Annotated in this window: 18 protein-coding genes; 5 read left to right on the top strand and 13 right to left on the bottom strand. The window is 59.7% G+C overall.

Annotated features, from left to right (window positions below; all coding sequences use genetic code 11):
- Positions 1-130 precede the first annotated feature (130 nt).
- From ACIQJ2_RS26855 to ACIQJ2_RS26835, 5 genes are all read right to left on the bottom strand, one after another.
- Positions 131-853 carry an amino acid ABC transporter ATP-binding protein gene (locus ACIQJ2_RS26855; RefSeq protein ID WP_199151320.1) on the bottom strand — a complete coding sequence of 241 codons (723 nt, stop codon included), beginning with the start codon at positions 851-853 and terminating at the stop codon, positions 131-133.
- Positions 840-1508, bottom strand: a complete 669-nt coding sequence (locus ACIQJ2_RS26850) for an amino acid ABC transporter permease (RefSeq protein WP_199095219.1) — start codon at positions 1506-1508, stop codon at positions 840-842. The genes ACIQJ2_RS26855 and ACIQJ2_RS26850 overlap by 14 nt, the downstream gene beginning before the upstream one ends.
- A gap of 136 nt (positions 1509-1644) precedes the next feature.
- Positions 1645-2460 (bottom strand): transporter substrate-binding domain-containing protein, encoded by an 816-nt coding sequence (locus tag ACIQJ2_RS26845; protein WP_400670682.1) that lies wholly within the window; start codon positions 2458-2460, stop codon positions 1645-1647.
- 217 nt (positions 2461-2677) lie between these two features.
- A complete protein-coding gene (locus ACIQJ2_RS26840; RefSeq protein WP_400670679.1) occupies positions 2678-3073 on the bottom strand; it encodes a VOC family protein in 396 nt (131 codons plus the stop codon).
- A gap of 27 nt (positions 3074-3100) precedes the next feature.
- Positions 3101-3448 (bottom strand): VOC family protein, encoded by a 348-nt coding sequence (locus ACIQJ2_RS26835; RefSeq protein ID WP_400670677.1) that lies wholly within the window; start codon positions 3446-3448, stop codon positions 3101-3103.
- Positions 3449-3691: 243 nt separating this feature from the next.
- Between ACIQJ2_RS26835 and ACIQJ2_RS26830 the strand changes: the two genes are divergently transcribed.
- A complete protein-coding gene (locus ACIQJ2_RS26830) occupies positions 3692-5329 on the top strand; it encodes a dihydroxyacetone kinase subunit DhaK (RefSeq protein WP_400670674.1) in 1638 nt (545 codons plus the stop codon).
- 138 nt (positions 5330-5467) lie between these two features.
- Here the strand turns inward: ACIQJ2_RS26830 and ACIQJ2_RS26825 are convergent, their stop codons facing one another.
- From ACIQJ2_RS26825 to gcl, 5 genes are all read right to left on the bottom strand, one after another.
- Positions 5468-7096, bottom strand: coding sequence for an MFS transporter (locus ACIQJ2_RS26825; RefSeq protein ID WP_400670671.1), 1629 nt, complete (start codon positions 7094-7096; stop codon positions 5468-5470).
- 302 nt (positions 7097-7398) lie between these two features.
- Complete coding sequence (locus ACIQJ2_RS26820; protein WP_400670669.1) at positions 7399-8670, bottom strand: glycerate kinase; 1272 nt, start codon at positions 8668-8670, stop codon at positions 7399-7401.
- Between the two features lie 117 nt (positions 8671-8787).
- Complete coding sequence (gene glxR, locus ACIQJ2_RS26815; RefSeq protein ID WP_400670666.1) at positions 8788-9672, bottom strand: 2-hydroxy-3-oxopropionate reductase; 885 nt, start codon at positions 9670-9672, stop codon at positions 8788-8790.
- A 5-nt stretch (positions 9673-9677) separates the two neighbouring features.
- On the bottom strand, positions 9678-10493 hold the full coding sequence (hyi, locus tag ACIQJ2_RS26810; RefSeq protein WP_400670663.1) for a hydroxypyruvate isomerase: 816 nt from the start codon (positions 10491-10493) through the stop codon (positions 9678-9680).
- A 12-nt stretch (positions 10494-10505) separates the two neighbouring features.
- Positions 10506-12290, bottom strand: coding sequence for a glyoxylate carboligase (gcl, locus tag ACIQJ2_RS26805; protein ID WP_199148563.1), 1785 nt, complete (start codon positions 12288-12290; stop codon positions 10506-10508).
- A 185-nt stretch (positions 12291-12475) separates the two neighbouring features.
- Between gcl and bhcR the strand changes: the two genes are divergently transcribed.
- Positions 12476-13312 (top strand): HTH-type transcriptional regulator BhcR, encoded by an 837-nt coding sequence (bhcR, locus tag ACIQJ2_RS26800; RefSeq protein ID WP_400670783.1) that lies wholly within the window; start codon positions 12476-12478, stop codon positions 13310-13312.
- 63 nt (positions 13313-13375) lie between these two features.
- Here bhcR and guaD read toward each other — a convergent pair whose 3' ends face one another.
- Positions 13376-14719, bottom strand: coding sequence for a guanine deaminase (gene guaD, locus ACIQJ2_RS26795; RefSeq protein WP_400670660.1), 1344 nt, complete (start codon positions 14717-14719; stop codon positions 13376-13378).
- Complete coding sequence (locus tag ACIQJ2_RS26790) at positions 14716-15954, bottom strand: urate hydroxylase PuuD (RefSeq protein WP_199148565.1); 1239 nt, start codon at positions 15952-15954, stop codon at positions 14716-14718. The genes guaD and ACIQJ2_RS26790 overlap by 4 nt, the downstream gene beginning before the upstream one ends.
- A 141-nt stretch (positions 15955-16095) precedes the next feature.
- Between ACIQJ2_RS26790 and ACIQJ2_RS26785 the strand changes: the two genes are divergently transcribed.
- The 3 genes from ACIQJ2_RS26785 (at position 16096) to ACIQJ2_RS26775 (ending at position 17937) form a co-directional block, all read left to right on the top strand.
- Positions 16096-17034, top strand: a complete 939-nt coding sequence (locus ACIQJ2_RS26785) for a LysR family transcriptional regulator (RefSeq protein ID WP_199148566.1) — start codon at positions 16096-16098, stop codon at positions 17032-17034.
- Positions 17035-17242: 208 nt separating this feature from the next.
- Positions 17243-17494 (top strand): type II toxin-antitoxin system Phd/YefM family antitoxin, encoded by a 252-nt coding sequence (locus ACIQJ2_RS26780; RefSeq protein ID WP_199148567.1) that lies wholly within the window; start codon positions 17243-17245, stop codon positions 17492-17494.
- A 2-nt stretch (positions 17495-17496) separates the two neighbouring features.
- Positions 17497-17937 (top strand): PIN domain-containing protein, encoded by a 441-nt coding sequence (locus tag ACIQJ2_RS26775; RefSeq protein ID WP_400670780.1) that lies wholly within the window; start codon positions 17497-17499, stop codon positions 17935-17937.
- A gap of 103 nt (positions 17938-18040) precedes the next feature.
- Here ACIQJ2_RS26775 and xdhC read toward each other — a convergent pair whose 3' ends face one another.
- Entirely contained in the window at positions 18041-18889 is an 849-nt protein-coding gene (gene xdhC, locus ACIQJ2_RS26770; protein WP_400670656.1) for a xanthine dehydrogenase accessory protein XdhC, read from the bottom strand.
- Between the last annotated feature and the right edge of the window lie 2 nt (positions 18890-18891).

The following is an 18891-nucleotide window of genomic DNA, read 5'->3' as shown; positions in this document are numbered from 1 at the left end:
GCACCGACGGCATCCTTGCCTAAGACCATTGGTGGCGGCACTCTTCTTGCCGCCGGCCGCGGCGATCTGCATCTGCGGCACAAGTGGCAGCATCTGAAAGAAAAAAAGCCCGCCGTGAGGCGGGCCTTCTTCAGAGGATCTTTGCCAGGAAGTTTTTTGTTCGATCCATCTTGGGATTTGAGAACAGCTCTTGCGGCGCTCCCTCCTCGAGAATCTGACCGTGGTCCATGAAAATGACGCGGTGGCCCACCTCACGGGCAAACCCCATTTCGTGCGTCACGACGACCATGGTCATTCCCTCGCGCGCCAAACCATTCATAACCTGAAGCACTTCACCCACCATCTCCGGGTCGAGTGCCGAAGTCGGCTCATCGAAGAGCATGACATCAGGCCCCATCGCCAACGCGCGGGCAATCGCCACGCGTTGCTGCTGACCGCCGGAAAGCTCGTCGGGATAGTTCGCCTCCTTGCCGCTGAGGCCAACTTTCGCCAGCAGTTCGCGGGCGACGCTGTCAGCCTCGTCTGGCGCCACTTTCTTGACCTTGCGCGGCCCGATCGTGATGTTTTCCAGGATCGTCAGGTGCTTGAACAGATTGAACTGCTGAAACACCATCCCAACATGCTGGCGCAGCTTGTGAATGTTGGTTTTGGGGTCGGTCAGCATCATTCCAGCGACTTCAATGTCGCCGCTGGTCGGCGTCTCCAATCCGTTCAGGCAGCGCAGGAAGGTGCTTTTGCCGCTTCCTGATGGTCCGATGACAACGACGACCTCATTGTTTTCCACATGCGTGGTGATCCCCTTCAGGATCTCATGATGACCGAAGGACTTGTGAAGCTCTTTAACGCTTATCAACTTGAAGCCTCCTCTCAATGTAGGATGAGCACTTCGACAGGGAGAAGATCATCACGAAATAAAGTGCCGCGACGAAGCCCCATATTGTGAAGGATGCGAAGGTTTCGGAGATCACGATCTCGCCCTTGTAGACCAGTTCGGCAATGCCGACTGGCGCCAGAAGCGAGGTATCCTTGATCGTCTGGGCCGCCTGGTTGACCAATGGCGGGATCATTCGCTTGAAGGCTTGCGGCAGGACGATATAGCGCATCGTCTGAAAGCCGGTCATCGCAATGCTCGCTGCCGCTTCTTTCTGTCCCCGATCAACGCCGAGAATGCCGGCGCGGACAATTTCCGTGACGTAGGCGCCCTCGTTCAGGCTGAGGGTTAGGGCGGCCGCGAGAATTGGATACGTCAATTGGCCGAACCAGGCGTTGACGGGTAAAATTGCCGGTAATCCGAGCACGATGAAGAAGAGCTGGACCAGCAATGGTGTTGACCGGAAGATCTCCACGTATGCCGTGGCGATCCATCTCAGCGGCGCAACCTTGGAGAGCCGCATGAGTGCCGCGATGAGCCCGATGATGACCATCAGGATAATGGCGACAATCGCATATTCGATCGTCAGCAGCAAACCGCTGAGGATGACAGGTAGATTTTGCCAAATGGCGTCCATGAACCGTGCCTTGTTTTTTGTATTTATCAACGACAGGTCAGACGCGCGGCACCGATTATGGCCCGCGCGGCTTGTGGATCTATCTTAGAACTTTCGAGAACCGAGGCATCCTCGGTCAGCGTCTCGCCAGCTGACTCTATTCTGAAAGCGCGACTTTATCCGGCTTAATGGCATCATTGACCTCGCCGCTCGTATCGCCGCCAAAATACTTCACGAAAAGCTGATGATATTCACCGCTCTTGCGGATTTTGGCCAGGCCGTCATTGATCTTATCGACGAGTTCCGGCTTCGACTTGCTGAGCGCGATGCCGTAATATTCGCCGGTCAGCAGCGGTCCGACGGTCTCGACACTGTCGTGCTTGGATTTGAAGTCGACATTGACGGGATTATCGAAGATGACGGCATCAGCGCCGCCCGTGGCCAACGCCTGATAGGCGGCATCGATATTCTGGAACTGCTTAATGTAGTCGGATGAAAACCCGTGACTTGTCAGATAGTCGACCGACGATGTTGCCTTTTTCGTTGCGACAACATGACCTTTGAGATCGTCAAAGCTCTTGATATCAGATCCTTTTTTCACCAGCACCGATAGGCCGGACTTGTAATATGCATCGCTGAAGTTTGCGTTCTGCAATCGGCTGGTTTTGATCGTGATTCCGGCGACTGCGGCGTCGATAGAACCGGCCTGCAGGCTCGGAACGAGCCCGTTGAACGGCAGGGTTTTCAGCGTGACCGTGATGTTCTCGGCCTTGGCGATCGCATTGATCATGTCAATGTCAAATCCGGTAACGACGCCGTCCTTCTCCGTTTCAAAGGGCGGAAAGGTCGTATCAGCACCGACCACGATGCTTGTTGCCGCGTCCTGAGCGAGGGCAACGGACGCTCCACCAAAGATGGCGGCAAGAGCGGAAGCCACTGTGGCGACCAAAACGATAGACGATTTGCTTTTCAAGGGGGCTCTCCTTTTGGCGGGAGATCATGCTCTTGCGCCTGCGCGCCAATTCAGAAGGCGCGTAAATTTGCACTGCAAGCCTCTCCCAAGGAAATATTCAACGACATTGTTTGCGGGGTCAAGGGCAAGCAGAAACAATTTATTAGCGTGGAGGAATGTGGTCGTTTCGCGCGAAATGCAGTGGCGAAAAGCCGGGTCGGCACTGCTCTAACGATCCTCACGCTCTATGATTTTGCAAGGGGGACGGCAAGGCGGTCGGCTGGTACAGCCCGATGCGATAGCCGTCCGGATCGGCAAGGACGACCCCAAAGCCGTAAGGCGCAGGTGAAACGGGATCGAGCAATTGTCCGCCTTGTCGCTCCAGCTCGTCGATGACGGCATGCATCTGCTTTCCGGATAAAGTGAAGGTCGGAAATGGATGACGGCCCGGGCAAGGCTCACCAAGCATGAAACTCATGCTGAAGTCAGCCGATAGGCGGGTGAAGATGAAATTCTGGTTCGCCGCCTGATGCCGTTCGAACGTAAGGCCGAACAGAGCGTGGTAGAATCCCTCCGTCCGGTCGAGATCGAGGACATGGAAAACAAGGCAGGCTTCGGCGGGGCGCTGTGACATGAAGGATCGTTCCTTGGCGAATTAGAGCTAGATGACGTCGGCTATCATTAGGAGGTTCCCGTCGAGATCCTTGAATGTGAAGTAGACATCGTCGCGGATTGCGGAGAGCGCAAGGACCGGCAGGGCTCGGCAATGATCATGCGCGCCTTTCAGATTTGCGGTCCTGAAATAGAAGATCGGCTTGGCGTCCTGCGGGCCGACAAACGCCTTGCTGTCCAGTACGAGATTCGTTTCGCCGACCATGGGCACGCGCCAGAGGTGGCCATGGGCGATCTCGCCGATGGGGGCTATCTCGAGCAGGCGGGCATACCATGCTCGCGCCGAGATAATTTCGCGGACAGGAATGAAGACTGCACCAATAGAGCGCGTGATCAATTTCGACTCCACCGAACCGGGTTTTCTGTCCACTATCGCCTGTAAATTGCAGAAGGATTACGCGTGACCGGCGATGATCAAACAGCGTAGCGACGGAGGCATCGACGCTTCTCTTTCGGTTCAAGCGGGCGAGCGATGCGGCGCAGGCTCCTGCGGGTCGACCAGGTGGAAACACCCGTGCTAGGCTGATGATGGTTGCATTATGTGTCGTCATCGTTGCGGCATCGAACTGGGAGAGTGGACGTGCGCAGCTTTTTGAACCGTAAGGAAGATCTCGTTTCCGAAGCGATCGATGGGTTGATCGCGGCAAGTGGCGGGCGGTTGGTGCGGTTCTCACCGGATAGCAGCGCAAGGGTGGTCCTGCGGGCAGACTGGCAGAAATCGGCTGTTGCCATTGTTTCCGGCGGGGGCTCCGGCCATGAGCCCTCACATGCCGGGCTGGTGGCGGAAGGCTTACTGACAGCCGCGGTTTGTGGCGAGGTCTTCGCCTCTCCGAGCGTGGATGCGGTCCTTGCCGGCATCGTTGCGGTTACCGGGGATGCCGGCTGCTTGCTCGTCGTCAAGAATTACACCGGCGACCGGTTGAATTTCGGCCTTGCCGCCGAAAAGGCCAAGGCGCTTGGGCTCAAGGTGCAGATGGTCATCGTCGCCGACGATCTGGCGACATCCCAGACGCGGCGGCCGCGCGGTATTGCCGGTACCCTGTTCGTTCATAAGATTGCCGGACATCTGGCACGGACCGGTGCTTCGCTTGAGGAGATTTTTTCCACCGTCGAGCAGGCAAATCGCGCAATCGTTACGATCGGCGCGGCGCGCGATACCTGCACCGTGCCGGGTAGTCCGAAGGTCGAGCGGATAGGGCCAGACGAGGTCGAGATCGGATTGGGCATTCATGGCGAGCCTGGCGTGGAGATCGCCAAGCCTGAAAGCTCAAGCGCGCTCATCGATGATCTGGTGTCGCGCCTTGGGCCACGGCTCAAACCAGGCGTCGAATATGCGGCAATCTTCAACAATCTCGGCGGCCTTTCCAATCTGGAATGCCTGGTGCTTTTCTCGGATCTGATGAAGTCGACGCTGCGCTCGAAGCTCCGCTATGTCGCAGGGCCTGCTTCCGTCATGACGGCGCTTGAAATGCCTGGGTTCTCCATCTCGCTGCTGGAACTGACCGATGAACGCGAGACTTTCCTGACATCGCCGACGGCTTCCCCTTATTTTCCACGGTTCGAAAGACTTCATGAGGTCAAGCCGGTTGCCGCGCCAAAGGTCGAGGCGGGTGAGGCTTTTGCCGCGTCGGCCGATGCCCCCGTTCGTGCCGTGGTCGAGACGATCATTGCAACCTGCCTTGCCATGGAGGCGGAAATCAACGCACTCGACGCCAAGGTGGGAGACGGGGATACGGGCAGCACCTTTGCCGGTGCCGCAAGAACCGTAAAGGCGGCGATCGACACGCTCCCCTTTGCCGATGGAGCTGCTTTGCTCTCTACCCTCAGCGACCTCAAGCGCAAGGCCATGGGCGGCTCGAGTGGGGTCCTATTCGCCATCATGACGGCGCGCAGTGCCGACGCCTGTCGGCAATCGAAGGATTGGGTTGCGGCTCTTTCGGACGGACTGCAGGCCATACAACAATATGGGGGAGCGAAGCTTGGAGACCGCACGATGGTCGACGCGCTTTCGCCTGCATTTGCTGCCCTTGCCAGGGGCGAGGGTTTGGCATCGGCTGCCGCAGCGGCACGGCAGGGCGCGGATGCGACGGCGGCTATGACGCATGCCAATGCCGGCCGCTCATCCTATCTGGAGGCTCGATCCCTCGAGGGAGTTACCGACCCGGGTGCTGAGGCGATTGCCCGCATCTTCGAAGCGCTGGCCGCGCGAGCCGCCTGAGAGCGATCTTTCGAGCAGACCGCGCTGCCGCGTCATCGGGCCGACCTTCCTGCATCCTCAAGGTGGTCGATAAAGCATCAGGACGCATTGATGCCGGATGTCGAGGCAAGCTTAGACGCTACTCCTCGCCTTCTCCCGTCAAGTGGCGTCGAGATAAGGCTTCAGTGGCATGTCGTCATGTCTTGGCACCGTCTGCCGTTCGATCATGTGATGGATGACAGGCGGTTCGCTGCCACGATGCAGCGCTTCAAGCCGCTCCGAAACGTCGACATCGGCATGCGTCTGGCGCTGGCTGTGGCGGACATAGTCGATCCAGGTCGGCAGATGATAGCTTTCTGTCCAGGTGTTGGGCTTTTCCAGATCGCGCAGCAATGACCATTGCTTCGCGCCATCGCGGATCCGCATCCTGCGGCGCTGGGCCATGACGGCCAGGAATTCAGGCACGTCGTCCTGGTCGATGCTGTAGTCCACCATGACAAGGATCGGGCCGCTCCTTGAACGGAGATCCAGTTGCAATTGCGGCTCGCTGAAGGTGTTTGTCGGGTCGAGATTAAGCGACTCGAAATCCGGTTGACGCAACACAAGGCCAAGCAGACCGCCTATGGCGAGGGTAACGCTTGCGATGACAAGCGCGCCGGTGACGCCATGGCTATCGGCGATCTCGCCCCAGAGCCAGCTTCCCACTGCCATGCCGCCGAAAGTGGCCGTCTGGTAGAGCGAGAGCGCGCGGCCGACCACCCAACGCGGCGTCGACAGCTGAACCGTGACGTTGAACAGGGAAAAGGCCTGCACCCAGGCGACGCCTGCCGGCATCAGAAGAAGGCAGCTCAACCATACTTGATGGCTGAGAGCGAGGAGGAAGCAGCTGACCGCCAGCGTGAAGAACGCGCAGCGGATCACCCATTCGTTGCTCAACAGATCGCGAATGCGGCCGATCAAGAGCGCGCCGCAGATGGCGCCGAAGCCAAAGAAGCCGAGCATGATGCCGTAGGTGATGGCCGTTCCGTGCACATGATCACGCGCGACCAGAGGCAGCAGCGCCAGGATGACGATCGCCGTCAGACCAAAGGCGAAGCTGCGGCACATCACCTTGAGAAGATTGGGCGACATCAGGACATAGCGGAACCCGGCGGACATCGCACTGCCGAAGGGCTCGCGCGGCAGCGCATTGCGCGCGGGTGCCTTCTTCCAACGCCAAAGGGTAATGATAAGAGCGAAATAACAGAAGACGTTAAAGAGAAACGCGAAGGCAGCGCCCGCGGCTGCGACGATGACGCCGCCGATGGCCGGCCCGATGCTGCGCATCAGATTATAGCTCATGCTGTTGAGCGCGACAGCGCCGGGCAGATGGTCGCGTGGCACGACATCGCCCATCGAAGCCTGCCAGGAGGGGTTGTGGAGGGCGCCGCCGCAGCCGATCAGGAAGGTGAAACAGAGCAGCAGCCAGGGCGTCAGGGCATTGGTGTAGGACAGTACGGCAAGCGTTGCCGATACGCTGAGCATCAGCATCTGCGCGATCAGCATGATCCGGCGGCGGTCGTAATTATCCGCCAGCGCGCCCGCGGCCAGCGAGAAGATCATGACGGGCAGGGTGGTGGATGACTGGACCAGCGCCACCATGCCGTGCGACGTCGCAAGGCTGGTCATGAGCCAGGCTGCGCCGACGCCTTCGACCAGCCCGCCGAGATTGGAGATAAGCGTTGCAGACCAGAGCGAGCGGAAGGTCTTGGACTGAAACGCGACGAGCGGGGAGGTTCTTTTGGGCATGTCGGCTTTTCTTCACAGGATTGTCTTGCTCGAGGGGCGCAACAATCTCGCTCGAAGCGCGCGCCGCCGAGTCGAAATAGAGCCTATAGTGATTTGCTAAATTCTGAAACGATTTTGGAATAATATTTCGCATCAATAGCGGCCGATCAGTGGCTCCGTCCAGCAAGCCTCCGACGCGCTCTCCTGCTATCGATGTTTCCGGTCGATCTTCCGCGCGATCAACCGAAGGGCGACTGTCGTCTGAGGCATTATGGGGTAACGCTCATCCCAAAGGCCTTTTACAGCAAGGCCGTGACGGTTCGTCACCTGTTCAGGAGAATCGCGCGGAAATCGTTGACGTTCGTACCGGTCGGGCCGCTCACGAAGAGATCGCCGAGGGCGGCGAAGGCCGACCAGCTGTCGTTGCGGTCAAGAAAGTCGCGGGCATCCTCTCCCCGAGCGGCCAGCCGTGAAACAGTCGTGCCGTCGGCAAAGGCGCCGGCATTGTCCTCCGAGCCGTCGATGCCATCGGTATCGGCTGCGAGTGCCGAAATTCCCTCCTGGCCTGACATGGCGCAAGCCAGAGACAGCAAGAACTCGCTGTTGCGGCCGCCTTTGCCCTTGCCCTTGATGGTCACCGTCGTCTCGCCGCCGGACAGGACGAGGACAGGGCTTTGCGATACCAGGCCTCGTTTTGAGATTTTGGCCACGATCTCCGCGTGTTGGCGGCCGACTTCGGATGCTTCGCCTTCGATCGCGTCAGAAAGGATGATGGGCTCGACGCCGGCGTTGCGCGCCACCCCGGCAGCGGCCTCAAGGGCAATGGCCGCCGAGGCGACGAGTTTGACCTCGTTTCGGGCGAAGCGGGGATCCGATGGCAAAGGTGGTTTGTCCATGCCATTTGCGATGTGGCGTGTGACGGTTTCCGGCAAGTCGAGCCTGTAGCGGCCTATGATCTCAAGCGCTTCGTCGCGCGTGGCCGTATCGGCAATGGTAGGGCCGGAGGCGACGAGGGCAGGATTGTCGCCGGGAATATCGGAAACGACAAGAGAGACGACGCGGGCGGGGTAGGCAAGGGCGGCCAGGCGTCCGCCCTTGATGCGCGAGACCTGTTTGCGCACGGCGTTCATGGCGCTGATGGGCGCACCGGAGGCAAGCAGCGTCCGATTGACGGCGATCTCGTCAGCGAGCGTGAGATCGCCGGCCGGGGCCGGCAGCAAAGCTGAGCCACCGCCGCAGACCAGGGCAACGACCAGATCGTCCTCGGTAAGGTCACCCACCGCCGCCATCAGCCGCTCTGCAGCAAGCAGACCGCTTTCATCCGGTACGGGATGGGCGGCTTGAAGAACCTCGATGCGTTCACACGGGACCGCATAGCCGTAACGGGTGACGACGACGCCGGACAGCGGGGCATCCCACAGACGCTCGAAGGCGCGCGCCATTTGCGCCGCCCCTTTACCCGCGCCTACGACCACAGTACGGCCCTTCGGCTTTTCCGGCAGATGGGCAACAAGCGCCTTGTCCGGATCGGCCGCAGCCACTGCTGCATAAAACAACTTTTCCAGAAAGGCGCGAGGATCGGAAATGGGCGGCATCGAGCTTCTCACATTCCAGAGCGTTTTCGCCTTTCCGGAGAAGCGCGAAAACGCTCTATTTCAGTTTCGGTACGCATTCCGGTCGGAAAACCGCTCCGCAATTTTCCTGATGGTGTTTTAGGCGACGGGATGGTTCGCCATACGCTCCAGCGCCTTGACCAGCCCGGAGTGGTCGAGCCCGCTATCGCCATTGGCGGCGCACTGATTGAAAAGCTCCTGCGTCAAGGCGGTGTTGGGCAGCGAGACGCCAAGCGCCTTTGCGCCCTGCAGCGCCAGGTTCAGGTCCTTCTGATGCAACGAGATGCGGAAGCCGGGTTCGAAGGTGCGCTTGATCATGCGCTCGCCATGCACTTCGAGGATGCGCGACGAAGCAAAGCCACCCATCAGCGCCGCGCGCACGCGTGCCGGATCGGCTCCGGCCTTGGAAGCGAAGACAAGCGCCTCGGATACCGCCTCGATCGTCAGCGCGACGATGATCTGGTTGGCAACCTTGGTGACCTGGCCGTCGCCGCAATCGCCGACGAGCGTAATATTCTTGCCCATCAGCTGAAAGAGCGGCAGCGCCCGTTCGAAGCTTGCATCCGAGCCGCCGGCCATGATCGACAGCGAGGCATTCTTGGCGCCGACCTCGCCACCCGACACAGGCGCGTCAATATATTCGGCGCCGGTTTCGCGAACCCTCTTTGCGAACTCCTTGGTCTCGATCGGCGAGATCGAGCTCATGTCGATGACGAGCTTGCCTTTCGATAGACCATAGGCGACACCGTTTTCGCCGAAGAGGACATCCTTGACCTCGGGCGTATCCGGCAGCATCAGGATGATTGTGTCGACGGTTTCGGCAAGCACCTTCGGCGTCTCGACGATTTGCAGGCCGTGGTCGAGCAGCTCCTGGCGCGGCGCGATGGAGAATTTGGACGTGCTGACGGTATGGCCGGCGTCCTGAAGGTGGCGTGCCATGGGAGTGCCCATGATGCCGAGGCCGATAAATCCGATATGTGCCATGGTTCTTAGCTCCTGATAGTGAGAATTGCGGCGCTCTCGGCCTGGCGACCGGCTGTCGCAAACCAGCCGAGCCCTGCCTCGGTCGTGGTGCGCGGCTTGTATTCACAGCCGATCCAGCCGTCGTAGCCGAGCGCATCGAGCGCATTGAAGATAAAGGGATAGGCGATCTCGCCGGTGCCCGGTTCGTTGCGACCGGGATTGTCGGCAAGCTGCACATGGGCGATCTGGGCCTGATGCTTCTTGAAGGTGCCGATCAGCTCACCCTCGGTGCGCTGCTGATGATAGAGGTCATACTGAATGAACAGGTTGTCGCTGCCGACCTCTGATATGATCGAGGCGGCCTGGTCGGGCGTGTTCAGATAGAAACCCGGAATATCGAAGTGATTGATCGGCTCGATCAGCAGGCGAATTCCGTGCTTGCCCAATTCGGCTGCGGCATATCTGAGATTGGCGACGAAGGTCGTGCGCAAGATCTCATCGGACACGCTTGACGGGGCAATACCTGAGAGGCAGTTGACCTGGCTGCAGCCAAGCGCCTTTGCATAGTCGATCGCAGAAGCGACACCGCGTCGGAACTCGTCGATGCGGTCGGGGAAGATCGCGATGCCGCGCTCGCCGCCCGCCCAGTTGCCGGCGGGCAGATTGTGCAGGACCTGCGTGAGGCCATGACGATCGAGCTCGGCGCGAAGCGCGTCCCTCTCGAAGTCATAGGGGAAGAGATATTCGACGCCGTCGAAGCCGGCCTTGGCTGCGAGTGCGAAGCGCTCGAGGAAGGGCACCTCGTTGAAAAGCATGGTCAGATTGGCCGCAAATTTCGGCATTTGATCTCTCCTTCAGTCCAGCAGGGCAAGGGTTGCGGTGGGGGCATCCTCGCCGCGCTCGGCAAGTTCCTCGAATTCGACGACGGCATTGATGTCGGCGCCCATGGCGATGTTGGTGACACGCTCCAGAATGAACTCGATGACAACGGGAACCTGGTGTTCCGCCATGAGCTTCTTGGCTGTCGTGAACGCCTCCTGGAATTCGTTCGGGCTGCGCACGCGGATGGCCTTGCAACCGAGACCCTCGGCAACCGCCACATGGTCGACACCGTAACCGGGCTCTGAATCGTCTGACGCGTTGATGTTTTCGAAAGCGAGGCTGACCTCGAAGTCCATGTTGAAGCCGCGCTGGGCTTGGCGGATGAGGCCGAGATAGGAGTTGTTCACGACCACGTGCAGGTAGGGCAGCTTGTGTTGCGCGCCAACGGCCAATTCCTCGATGAGGAACTGGAAGTCGTAATCGCCGGATAGAGCGACGATCGGCCGGTCCGGATCGGCGGCACGTACGCCGAGCGCCGCCGGCAGCGTCCAGCCGAGCGGGCCTGCCTGACCGCAATTGATCCAGTTGCGCGGCTTGTAGACATGCAGGAACTGCGCGCCGGCAATCTGGCTAAGCCCGATGGTCGAGACGTAACAGGTGTCGCGATCAAACGCCTTGTTCATTTCCTCGTAGACGCGCTGTGGCTTCAGTGGCGTCTGGTCGAAATGCGTCTTGCGCAGCATGGTGCGCTTGCGATCGCGGCATTCTTCCGCCCAGGTTGACCAGTCGCGCAGCTTGCCGGCGGTCTTCCATTCGGTCGCGACGTCGAGGAAGAGCTTCAGCGCAGCACCGGCGTCCGAGACGATGCCGAAATCGGGGGCGAAGACACGGCCGATCTGGGTCGGCTCGATATCGACATGAACGAAGGTGCGACCTTCCGTATAGGTTGGTACGTTACCCGTATGACGATTAGCCCAGCGATTGCCGATGCCAAGCACGAAGTCCGAGGCCAGCAGCGTGGCGTTGCCGTAGCGGTGCGATGTCTGCAGCCCGCACATACCGGCCATCAGCGGATGATCGTCGGGGATCGTTCCCCAGCCCATCAATGTCGGGATGACCGGAACGCCGGTGATCTCGGCGAATTCGACGAGCAGATCCGAAGCATCGGCATTGATGATGCCGCCGCCAGCAACGATCAGCGGCCTCTCGGTAGCGTTCAGCATGGCTAGTGCCTTCTCGGCCTGCGCCCGCGTCGCCGACGGCTTGTAGGGCTCGAGCGGGGCGTAGGTGTCGATGTCGAATTCGATTTCCGCGAGCTGGACGTCAACGGGCAGATCGATCAGGACCGGGCCTGGGCGGCCGGAGCGCATCGTATGGAATGCCTTTTGGAAGACAAAGGGAACGAGCGCCGGCTCCATGACGGTCACGGCCCATTTCGTGACGGGGGCTGCGATCTTGGCGATGTCGACGGCCTGAAAATCCTCCTTGTCGAGTCGGGCGCGCGGCGCCTGGCCGGTAATGCAGAGGATCGGGATGGAGTCGGCAGAGGCCGAATAAAGGCCGGTGATCATGTCGGTGCCGGCCGGGCCGGACGTTCCGATGCAGACGCCAATATTGCCGGCCTTGGCGCGCGTATAGCCTTCGGCCATATGACTTGCGCCTTCGACGTGACGGGCAAGCACATGGCGAATGGAGCCCCGCGCCTTCATTGCCGAATAGAAGGGGTTGATCGCAGCGCCCGGGACGCCGAAGGCGCAATGGATGCCTTCCTTCTCCAGAACCAGCACTGCAGCATCGACTGCTCGCATCTTTGCCATGGGAATTCCTCCGTTTCTGCATCGAAGGTAGCGCATGCGCCGGTAAGCGCAATCATTAAATGGAAATCAATCCCATCATATGGAAATAAACATTTTCAACAAATCTGGAACAATCGAGACGAAGCGGATATGTCATGAAGCCGAAGCATGCCGCGTCGAATGGCGCAGCGCGGGTTCGATCGGGAATGGGAATCGTGGCGGAACATCGGGAAAAGACGAGGGGCAGGCCGGGTCGAAAGCCGGCAGAGAATGCGGCGGCTTCGTCCGTCCAGGTGCTGGATCGCAGTTTGAAGCTTTTGGAGCTCGTGGCCGAGGCAGACGGTGCCGTTTTGACCGATCTTGCCGATCAATCGGCCATGGCGCCGTCCACCGTGCACCGGCTGCTGACATCTCTCGCCCAGCACGGCATGGTGGCGCATGACAGCGAAACCGGTGCGTGGACCATCGGGGTCAAAGCCTTCGAGATCGGAACGGCCTATTTGCGGTTCCGCAAGCTCGGTACGATCAGCAGACCGTTTCTGAAGCAATTGATGGAGGAAACCGGCGAGACGGCCAATATCGCCATCGAGGAGGATGGCGACGTCGTTTTCATCTCGCAGGCGGAAAGCCATGCGCCGATGCGCGCCTTTTTCCGGCCCGGCCGGCGCGGACCGATCCATGCCTCCGGTATCGGCAAGGCGATCATTTCGACCTGGCCGGATAGCCGGATCGCATCAGTCCTTGGCGATCGCACGCTCCAGCATTTCACCGAGAAAACCCGCGATACGCTTTCTGCTCTGCTAAAAGACCTCGTCGAAATCCGCTCGCGCGGCTGGTCTATCGACGACGAGGAGCACACGCTCGGCATGCGATGTGTCGCGGCCCCGATCTTCGATGAATATGGCGACGCCGTCGCCGGCATTTCCGTTTCGGGTCCGGCTGTGCGCATGCCCGATGCGAAAGTTGACGCACTTGGCCCCGTCGTGCGGGCTGCGGCGGAAGAGTTGACAAAGGCCATGGGCGGACGCCCAAAAGGAACCTGAACGCCTTCGCCGCCGCCTCCCGATGAGAGAGACGACGGCGTTGGTGGCCCGCCGCATCAATGGTCAGGCAAGCTGAAGTGACGCTTGAGCCATTGTTGCCGGCTTGTTGTTTTTGGTCTTCATCGCTTTTCCGGCAACATAGACTTCGGCGACGCACCGGTCGTCGCCCATGGTTTGAAGAATGAAGAGCTCCTCGGCGAGCGAGGTTGCAGTGCGCATGCGGAATTCCATCGCCGACTTCGCACTGGAATCGAGGACGACGATATCGGCATCCGCCCTGGCCTGCAGCGAACCGATGTGCTGTTCCAGGCCAAGCGCAACCGCATTGCCGCGTGTCATGCGATAGAAGGAATTGAACGGCGTCAAACGCTGACCCTGCAGATGCAGGACCTTATAGGCCTCATCCATGGTTTCCAGCATCGAGAAGCTGGTGCCGGCGCCGACATCGGTCGCAACCGACCAGCGCGCACCAAGCTTGTCGAACTGTGCAGCATTGAAGAGGCCGGAGCCGAGGAAGAGGTTCGATGTCGGGCAGAACACGCCGACCGCGCCGGTTTCGGCCAGAACGGAAACTTCGCGCTCGCTCATATGGATGCAGTGGCCGAGCAACATGCGCTCGTTGAGCAGATCATAACGCGCATAGATGTCTGTATAGTCCTTCGCCTCGGGATAAAGGGAGGTGGCGAAGGCGATCTCGTCGCGATTTTCTGAAAGATGAGTTTGGACGTAGCAGTCCGGATGCTCGGCGACCAGCGTCTTGCTCATTTCCATTTGTTCAGGCGTCGAGGTGATGGCAAAGCGCGGGCTGATCGCGTAACGGGCGCGTCCGCGGCCGTGCCATTTTTCGATCAATCGCTTTGTCTCGTCATAACCCTGCTGCGGGGTGTCGCGCAGCGCGTCCGGCGCATTGCGATCCATCATCACCTTGCCGCCGATCATGCACATGCCGCGGGCCTCGGCCGCCGCAAAATAGGCATCGACGCTTTCCGGATGCACGGAGCAATAAGCAACCGCGGTCGTGGTGCCGTTCGACAGGAGTTCGCCCATGAAGCGGTCGGCGACTTCGGCCGCATGGGCGGCGCGAGCGAATTTCTGCTCCTCGACGAAAATATAGGTGTTCAACCATTCGAGCAGCTGCGCGCCATAGGAGGCGATCGCCTGCGTCTGCGGGAAGTGCAGGTGCGTATCGATAAAACCGGGAAGGATGAGGTTCGGTCGATGATCCAGGATTTTGATATCGGCGCCGGCAAGCTTGGTTATGTCGCCATAGGAGCCGATCTCCACGATCTTTCCGTTGCGGACAAAAACCGCACCGTCCTCGATATAGCGATAGGACGCGGCATCATCGATGCCTTTGGGCTCGGCAAGAAAGGTCAGGACACGACCGCGGATCAGGACTTCATTCATTGGGTCTTCTCCCCATTGACGGCGCTTTCATACCAGGAAACGAGCAGGCGCCGCTCCTCGTCGGTAATGTGCGAGGCGTTGGCGGGCGGCATGGCGTGGCTTCGGCCCGCCTGCAGGTAGATTTCGCGGGCATGGGCTGCGATGTCGCGATCGGTTTCGAAGACGACACCCTTGGGAGGGGCGATGATACCCTCCCAGCTCGGCTCCTTCGCATGACACATTGAGCAGCGACCCATGATGGTATCGCGGACTTTCGGGAAGGCCTGAGCCTCGACGAAGGGCTGCTGGATCGCGGAGATCTTCGTGACCGGTTCGCCGGTCAGAATTTTAGGAACGGTCGAAAGCCACATGATGACGATGAAGAGGACGACAGTAACGATCCAGGTCCAGGTCGGCTTGCCGGCATCGGCGTGGCGGGTGTTGAACCAATGGCGGATCGTCACGCCCATCAGGAATACCAGCGAGGCGATGATCCAGTTGAATTGCGTGCCGAAAGCCAGCGGATAGTGGTTCGACAGCATCAGGAACAACACCGGCAACGTCAGATAGTTGTTGTGCGTCGAGCGTTGCTTGGCGATGCGGCCGTATTTCGGATCGGGCGTGCGGCCGGCGATGAGGTCCGCAACGACGATCTTCTGATTCGGAATGATGATGAAGAACACGTTCGCCGACATGATCGTCGCCGTGAAGGCACCGAGATGCAGGAAGGCGGCTCGGCCGGTAAAGAGGTGTGTGTAGCCCCAGGCCACCGCGACCAGAATGAAATAGAGCGCCACCATCAGCCGCGTATTGTCATTGCCGAAGGGCGACTTGCAGATCAGGTCATACATGATCCAGCCGCCGGCGATCGACGCCAGCGAGATGGCGATCGCGACCGGCTTGGACACGTCGAGCACCGCCGGATCGATCATGTAGAGGTCGGCCCCGGCGTAATAGACGAGACACAGCATGCCGAAGCCGGAAAGCCAGGTGACGTAGCTTTCCCATTTGAACCAGATGAGATGGTTCGGCATGTTGGCAGGCGCCACCAGATACTTCTGGATGTGGTAGAATCCGCCGCCGTGAACCTGCCACTCCTCGCCATAGGCGCCGGGCGGCAGGGCAGGGTGCTTCTTCAGGCCAAGGTCGAGCGCCACGAAATAGAATGACGAGCCGATCCAGGCGATTGCTGTGATAACGTGCAGCCAGCGGACGGCAAAGGTCAGCCAGTCCCAGGCGATGGCATATTCGTACATGGGAACTCCCTCCCGATCTTCATGGGACTGTTTGCCACCATGCGATTTTCTCGAAAATCCCGGTGAGTCCGCCAACACTTTCAAAAAAATCTATAAGATGACCCCCGCTTTGTTCTGCTGTCCGATGTGGTAGAAGGAGGCATGTCCTATCTTGATAATGTGCGTGTCTTCGTTCGCGTGGTCGAACTCGGTACTCTCTCGGCGGCAGGGCGCGATCAACGCGTCACGCCGGCGGTTGCGAGCAATCGTATCAAGGAGCTCGAGCGGCATCTCGGCGTGCGCCTCTTCAATCGCACGACGCGTAAGCTCTCGCCGACCGAACACGGCCGCGTCTTCTACGAGAAGGCGGTCAAGATCATCGAGGCTGTCAATGAGGCGGAAGGGGCGATTGCCGACCTCTCTCGCAATCCGAAAGGATCGCTCAGGATCACAGCACCGCTTGGAATCGGGCGGCGACTTGTCGCGTCGGGCATTCCGGAATTTCACGACAAATACCCGGATATCGAGGTGCGCGTTCGCTTGTCGGACCACAATGTCGATATCTTGGCCGAAGGCGTCGACGTGGCCTTCAAGCTCGGCGTGCTTGAGGATTCAAACCTGCGCATGCGCGGCATCCTCAATTGCGAGCGCGTGTTGTGTGCTTCGCCCGCATATCTGGCGCGCCGCGGCATGCCGGAGACTGCCGATGCCCTGATTGCCGACAAGCATGACTGTCTTTTGCTGCGCTATCCCGGATCCAAGGAATATTACTGGACGCTGATGACGGCGGAAGGGCCACGTAAGTTCGAAGTCGCCGGACCTTACGACAGCGACGACGGCGATGTGTTGACCCAATGGGCGCTCGAGGATCGTGGCATCATCAACAAGCCGCTGTTCGAGGTGAAAGCCTATCTCCGGGAGGGCCGGCTGGTGGAAATTCTGAAGGAAAGCCCGCCGGCGCCAGTGCAGCTCGCTGCCATTTATCCGCACAAGCGCTTCCAGGATCCCAAGGTTCGTCTGATGATCGACTTCATGGCCGAGCGCTGTCAGCGGCTCATCGGCAAGCTGCTTGCGGAGGAGCCTGCCACAGCGACGCCATGATCCGAAGGCCTTGCCTCACGACACTGTCCCGTTGACCAAACGGATTTGGGGCGCGCTTTCTCTCGTGCGAGCGTGAGGAGGATGGTGATGGCGGGCCTTACCTCGAGGACAGACCTGGTTTGAGGGCGCAGTCCGGATGTTGCGATCGCTGCTTGATTAAAAGCAGTAAATTCTTATATGACTACTGGTGGTCATATGGAGAATTGACATGAAGGAGATCCAGTTCAAGGATGCCAAAGCGACGCTTTCTGCCGTCGTTGATCAAGCGGTGGCCGGCGAGCCGACCATTATCACGCGCCATGGCCGTAAAGAGGCCGTGCTCGTTTCTTTCGAGGAATGGGAGAGGATTTCCAGAGTGCCGGACTTTGCCGATCTGCTTTTGGCATTTCCCGGGGAAAAGACCGATATTCCAGAGCGCTCGGGAAAGACTGCCCGCGCATTGCGTGAAAACGGACTTTGACCGTGTATCTTCTGGATACCAACATTGTGTCGGCCGATGCTCCGACCAAGCGCAAGGTCGGTATCGACGCATTTGCCGCATGGATGCGTGCCAATAGCGGCCGACTTTATCTTTCGGCGATCTCTATAGCCGAGATAGAAGCAGGAATCGCGCGAGCAGCAAGGATCGAAGCGACGACTAAAGCAGCGCAGTTGCGCCGCTGGCTAGCTGCGGTAGAGCATTTTTATGCGGGCCGAATTCTGCCATTCGGAATGGAAGAGGCGAGACACGCTGGTCTTATGCTAGATCGAGCACGTGCTCACGATCCCGGCTTCGAGGACATCGCCATTGCCGCGACCGCTGCTGCGCATGGTCTTACTGTCCTGACGGTTAATGAGCGACATTTCGAGCCGCTCGGCGTGCCACTCGCAAATCCCCTAAAGCAGTTACCTGTTATCCAGTGATAGGATTGAGTGAGATTGCCTGCCTGCTGCACCCAACCGAGATCTTGCGATAGCCGTCGCAGGGCTATGATACCGCAAGGGTACTCAGCTCGTTGCCGAAAGGCTAGCGATTGACGGCACCTACAAGTTTGACCCGTTCCGTTGCCCAGCTCAACGCCGCCGTCATGATCTCAGCCGCGGCAAGTGTTGCAATCACGGTGGGGCGCTTGTCCTTTACGGCCGTTCCGCCAATTGGGCAGATGAGGCGATCGAATAGCTCTGCCTGGCCGCTTTCGCGTGTCAGCCAGTTGCGGAAGGTGGCACGCTTCGTCTTCGATCCGATCATGCCGACATAAGCGGCATCCGTGCGCTTGAGCGCTTCGGCTGTTATCAGGAAATCGAGTGCATGGTCATGGGTGAGGATGACGAAGCTGCTGCCGGCTGGCGCATCGCGAACGACGGCCTCCGGCATGGCCGTCAGGCAGGTTTCTATGCGTGGCACAGTGCAGGCGGTCAATTCATCTTCCCGCGTATCCACCAGGACGACACGCAACGGGGCAAGCGAAAGCGCCATGGCGAGCGCGTCACCGACATGGCCGGCTCCGAACACATAGACGTGCGGCCGCGCGGCCATTTCCCGATCGCTGCGGGCGACGAGGTCGTTGGCAAGTTCGAGATTGAGAGCCGTGAAGGCAAGTCCTACCCGGCCGCCGCAGCACTGACCGATCTCGGGGCCGAGCGGCACGTTCATCGGTTCTGCGGCAAGACCGGAGCGCAGAGCCCGCCGTGCCTGATCGATGGCCATATATTCGAGCTGCCCGCCGCCGATCGTTGCGAAGATCTCATGTTCCGACACCAGCATCCAGGCATCGGTATCGCGCGGCGCCGAGCCTGCGACCCCCGTCACTTCGACAAGGATCGAAGCCGGTTCGCGGCGCAGGAAATCCCGGATATCTTCACGGGCGGCAGACATGC

The organism is Rhizobium sp. NPDC092011 (assembly GCF_044756305.1).
Lineage (GTDB): Bacteria > Pseudomonadota > Alphaproteobacteria > Rhizobiales > Rhizobiaceae > Rhizobium.
Note: the sequence above shows the minus strand (reverse complement) of the source record. Positions and strands in the feature narration are given on the sequence as shown.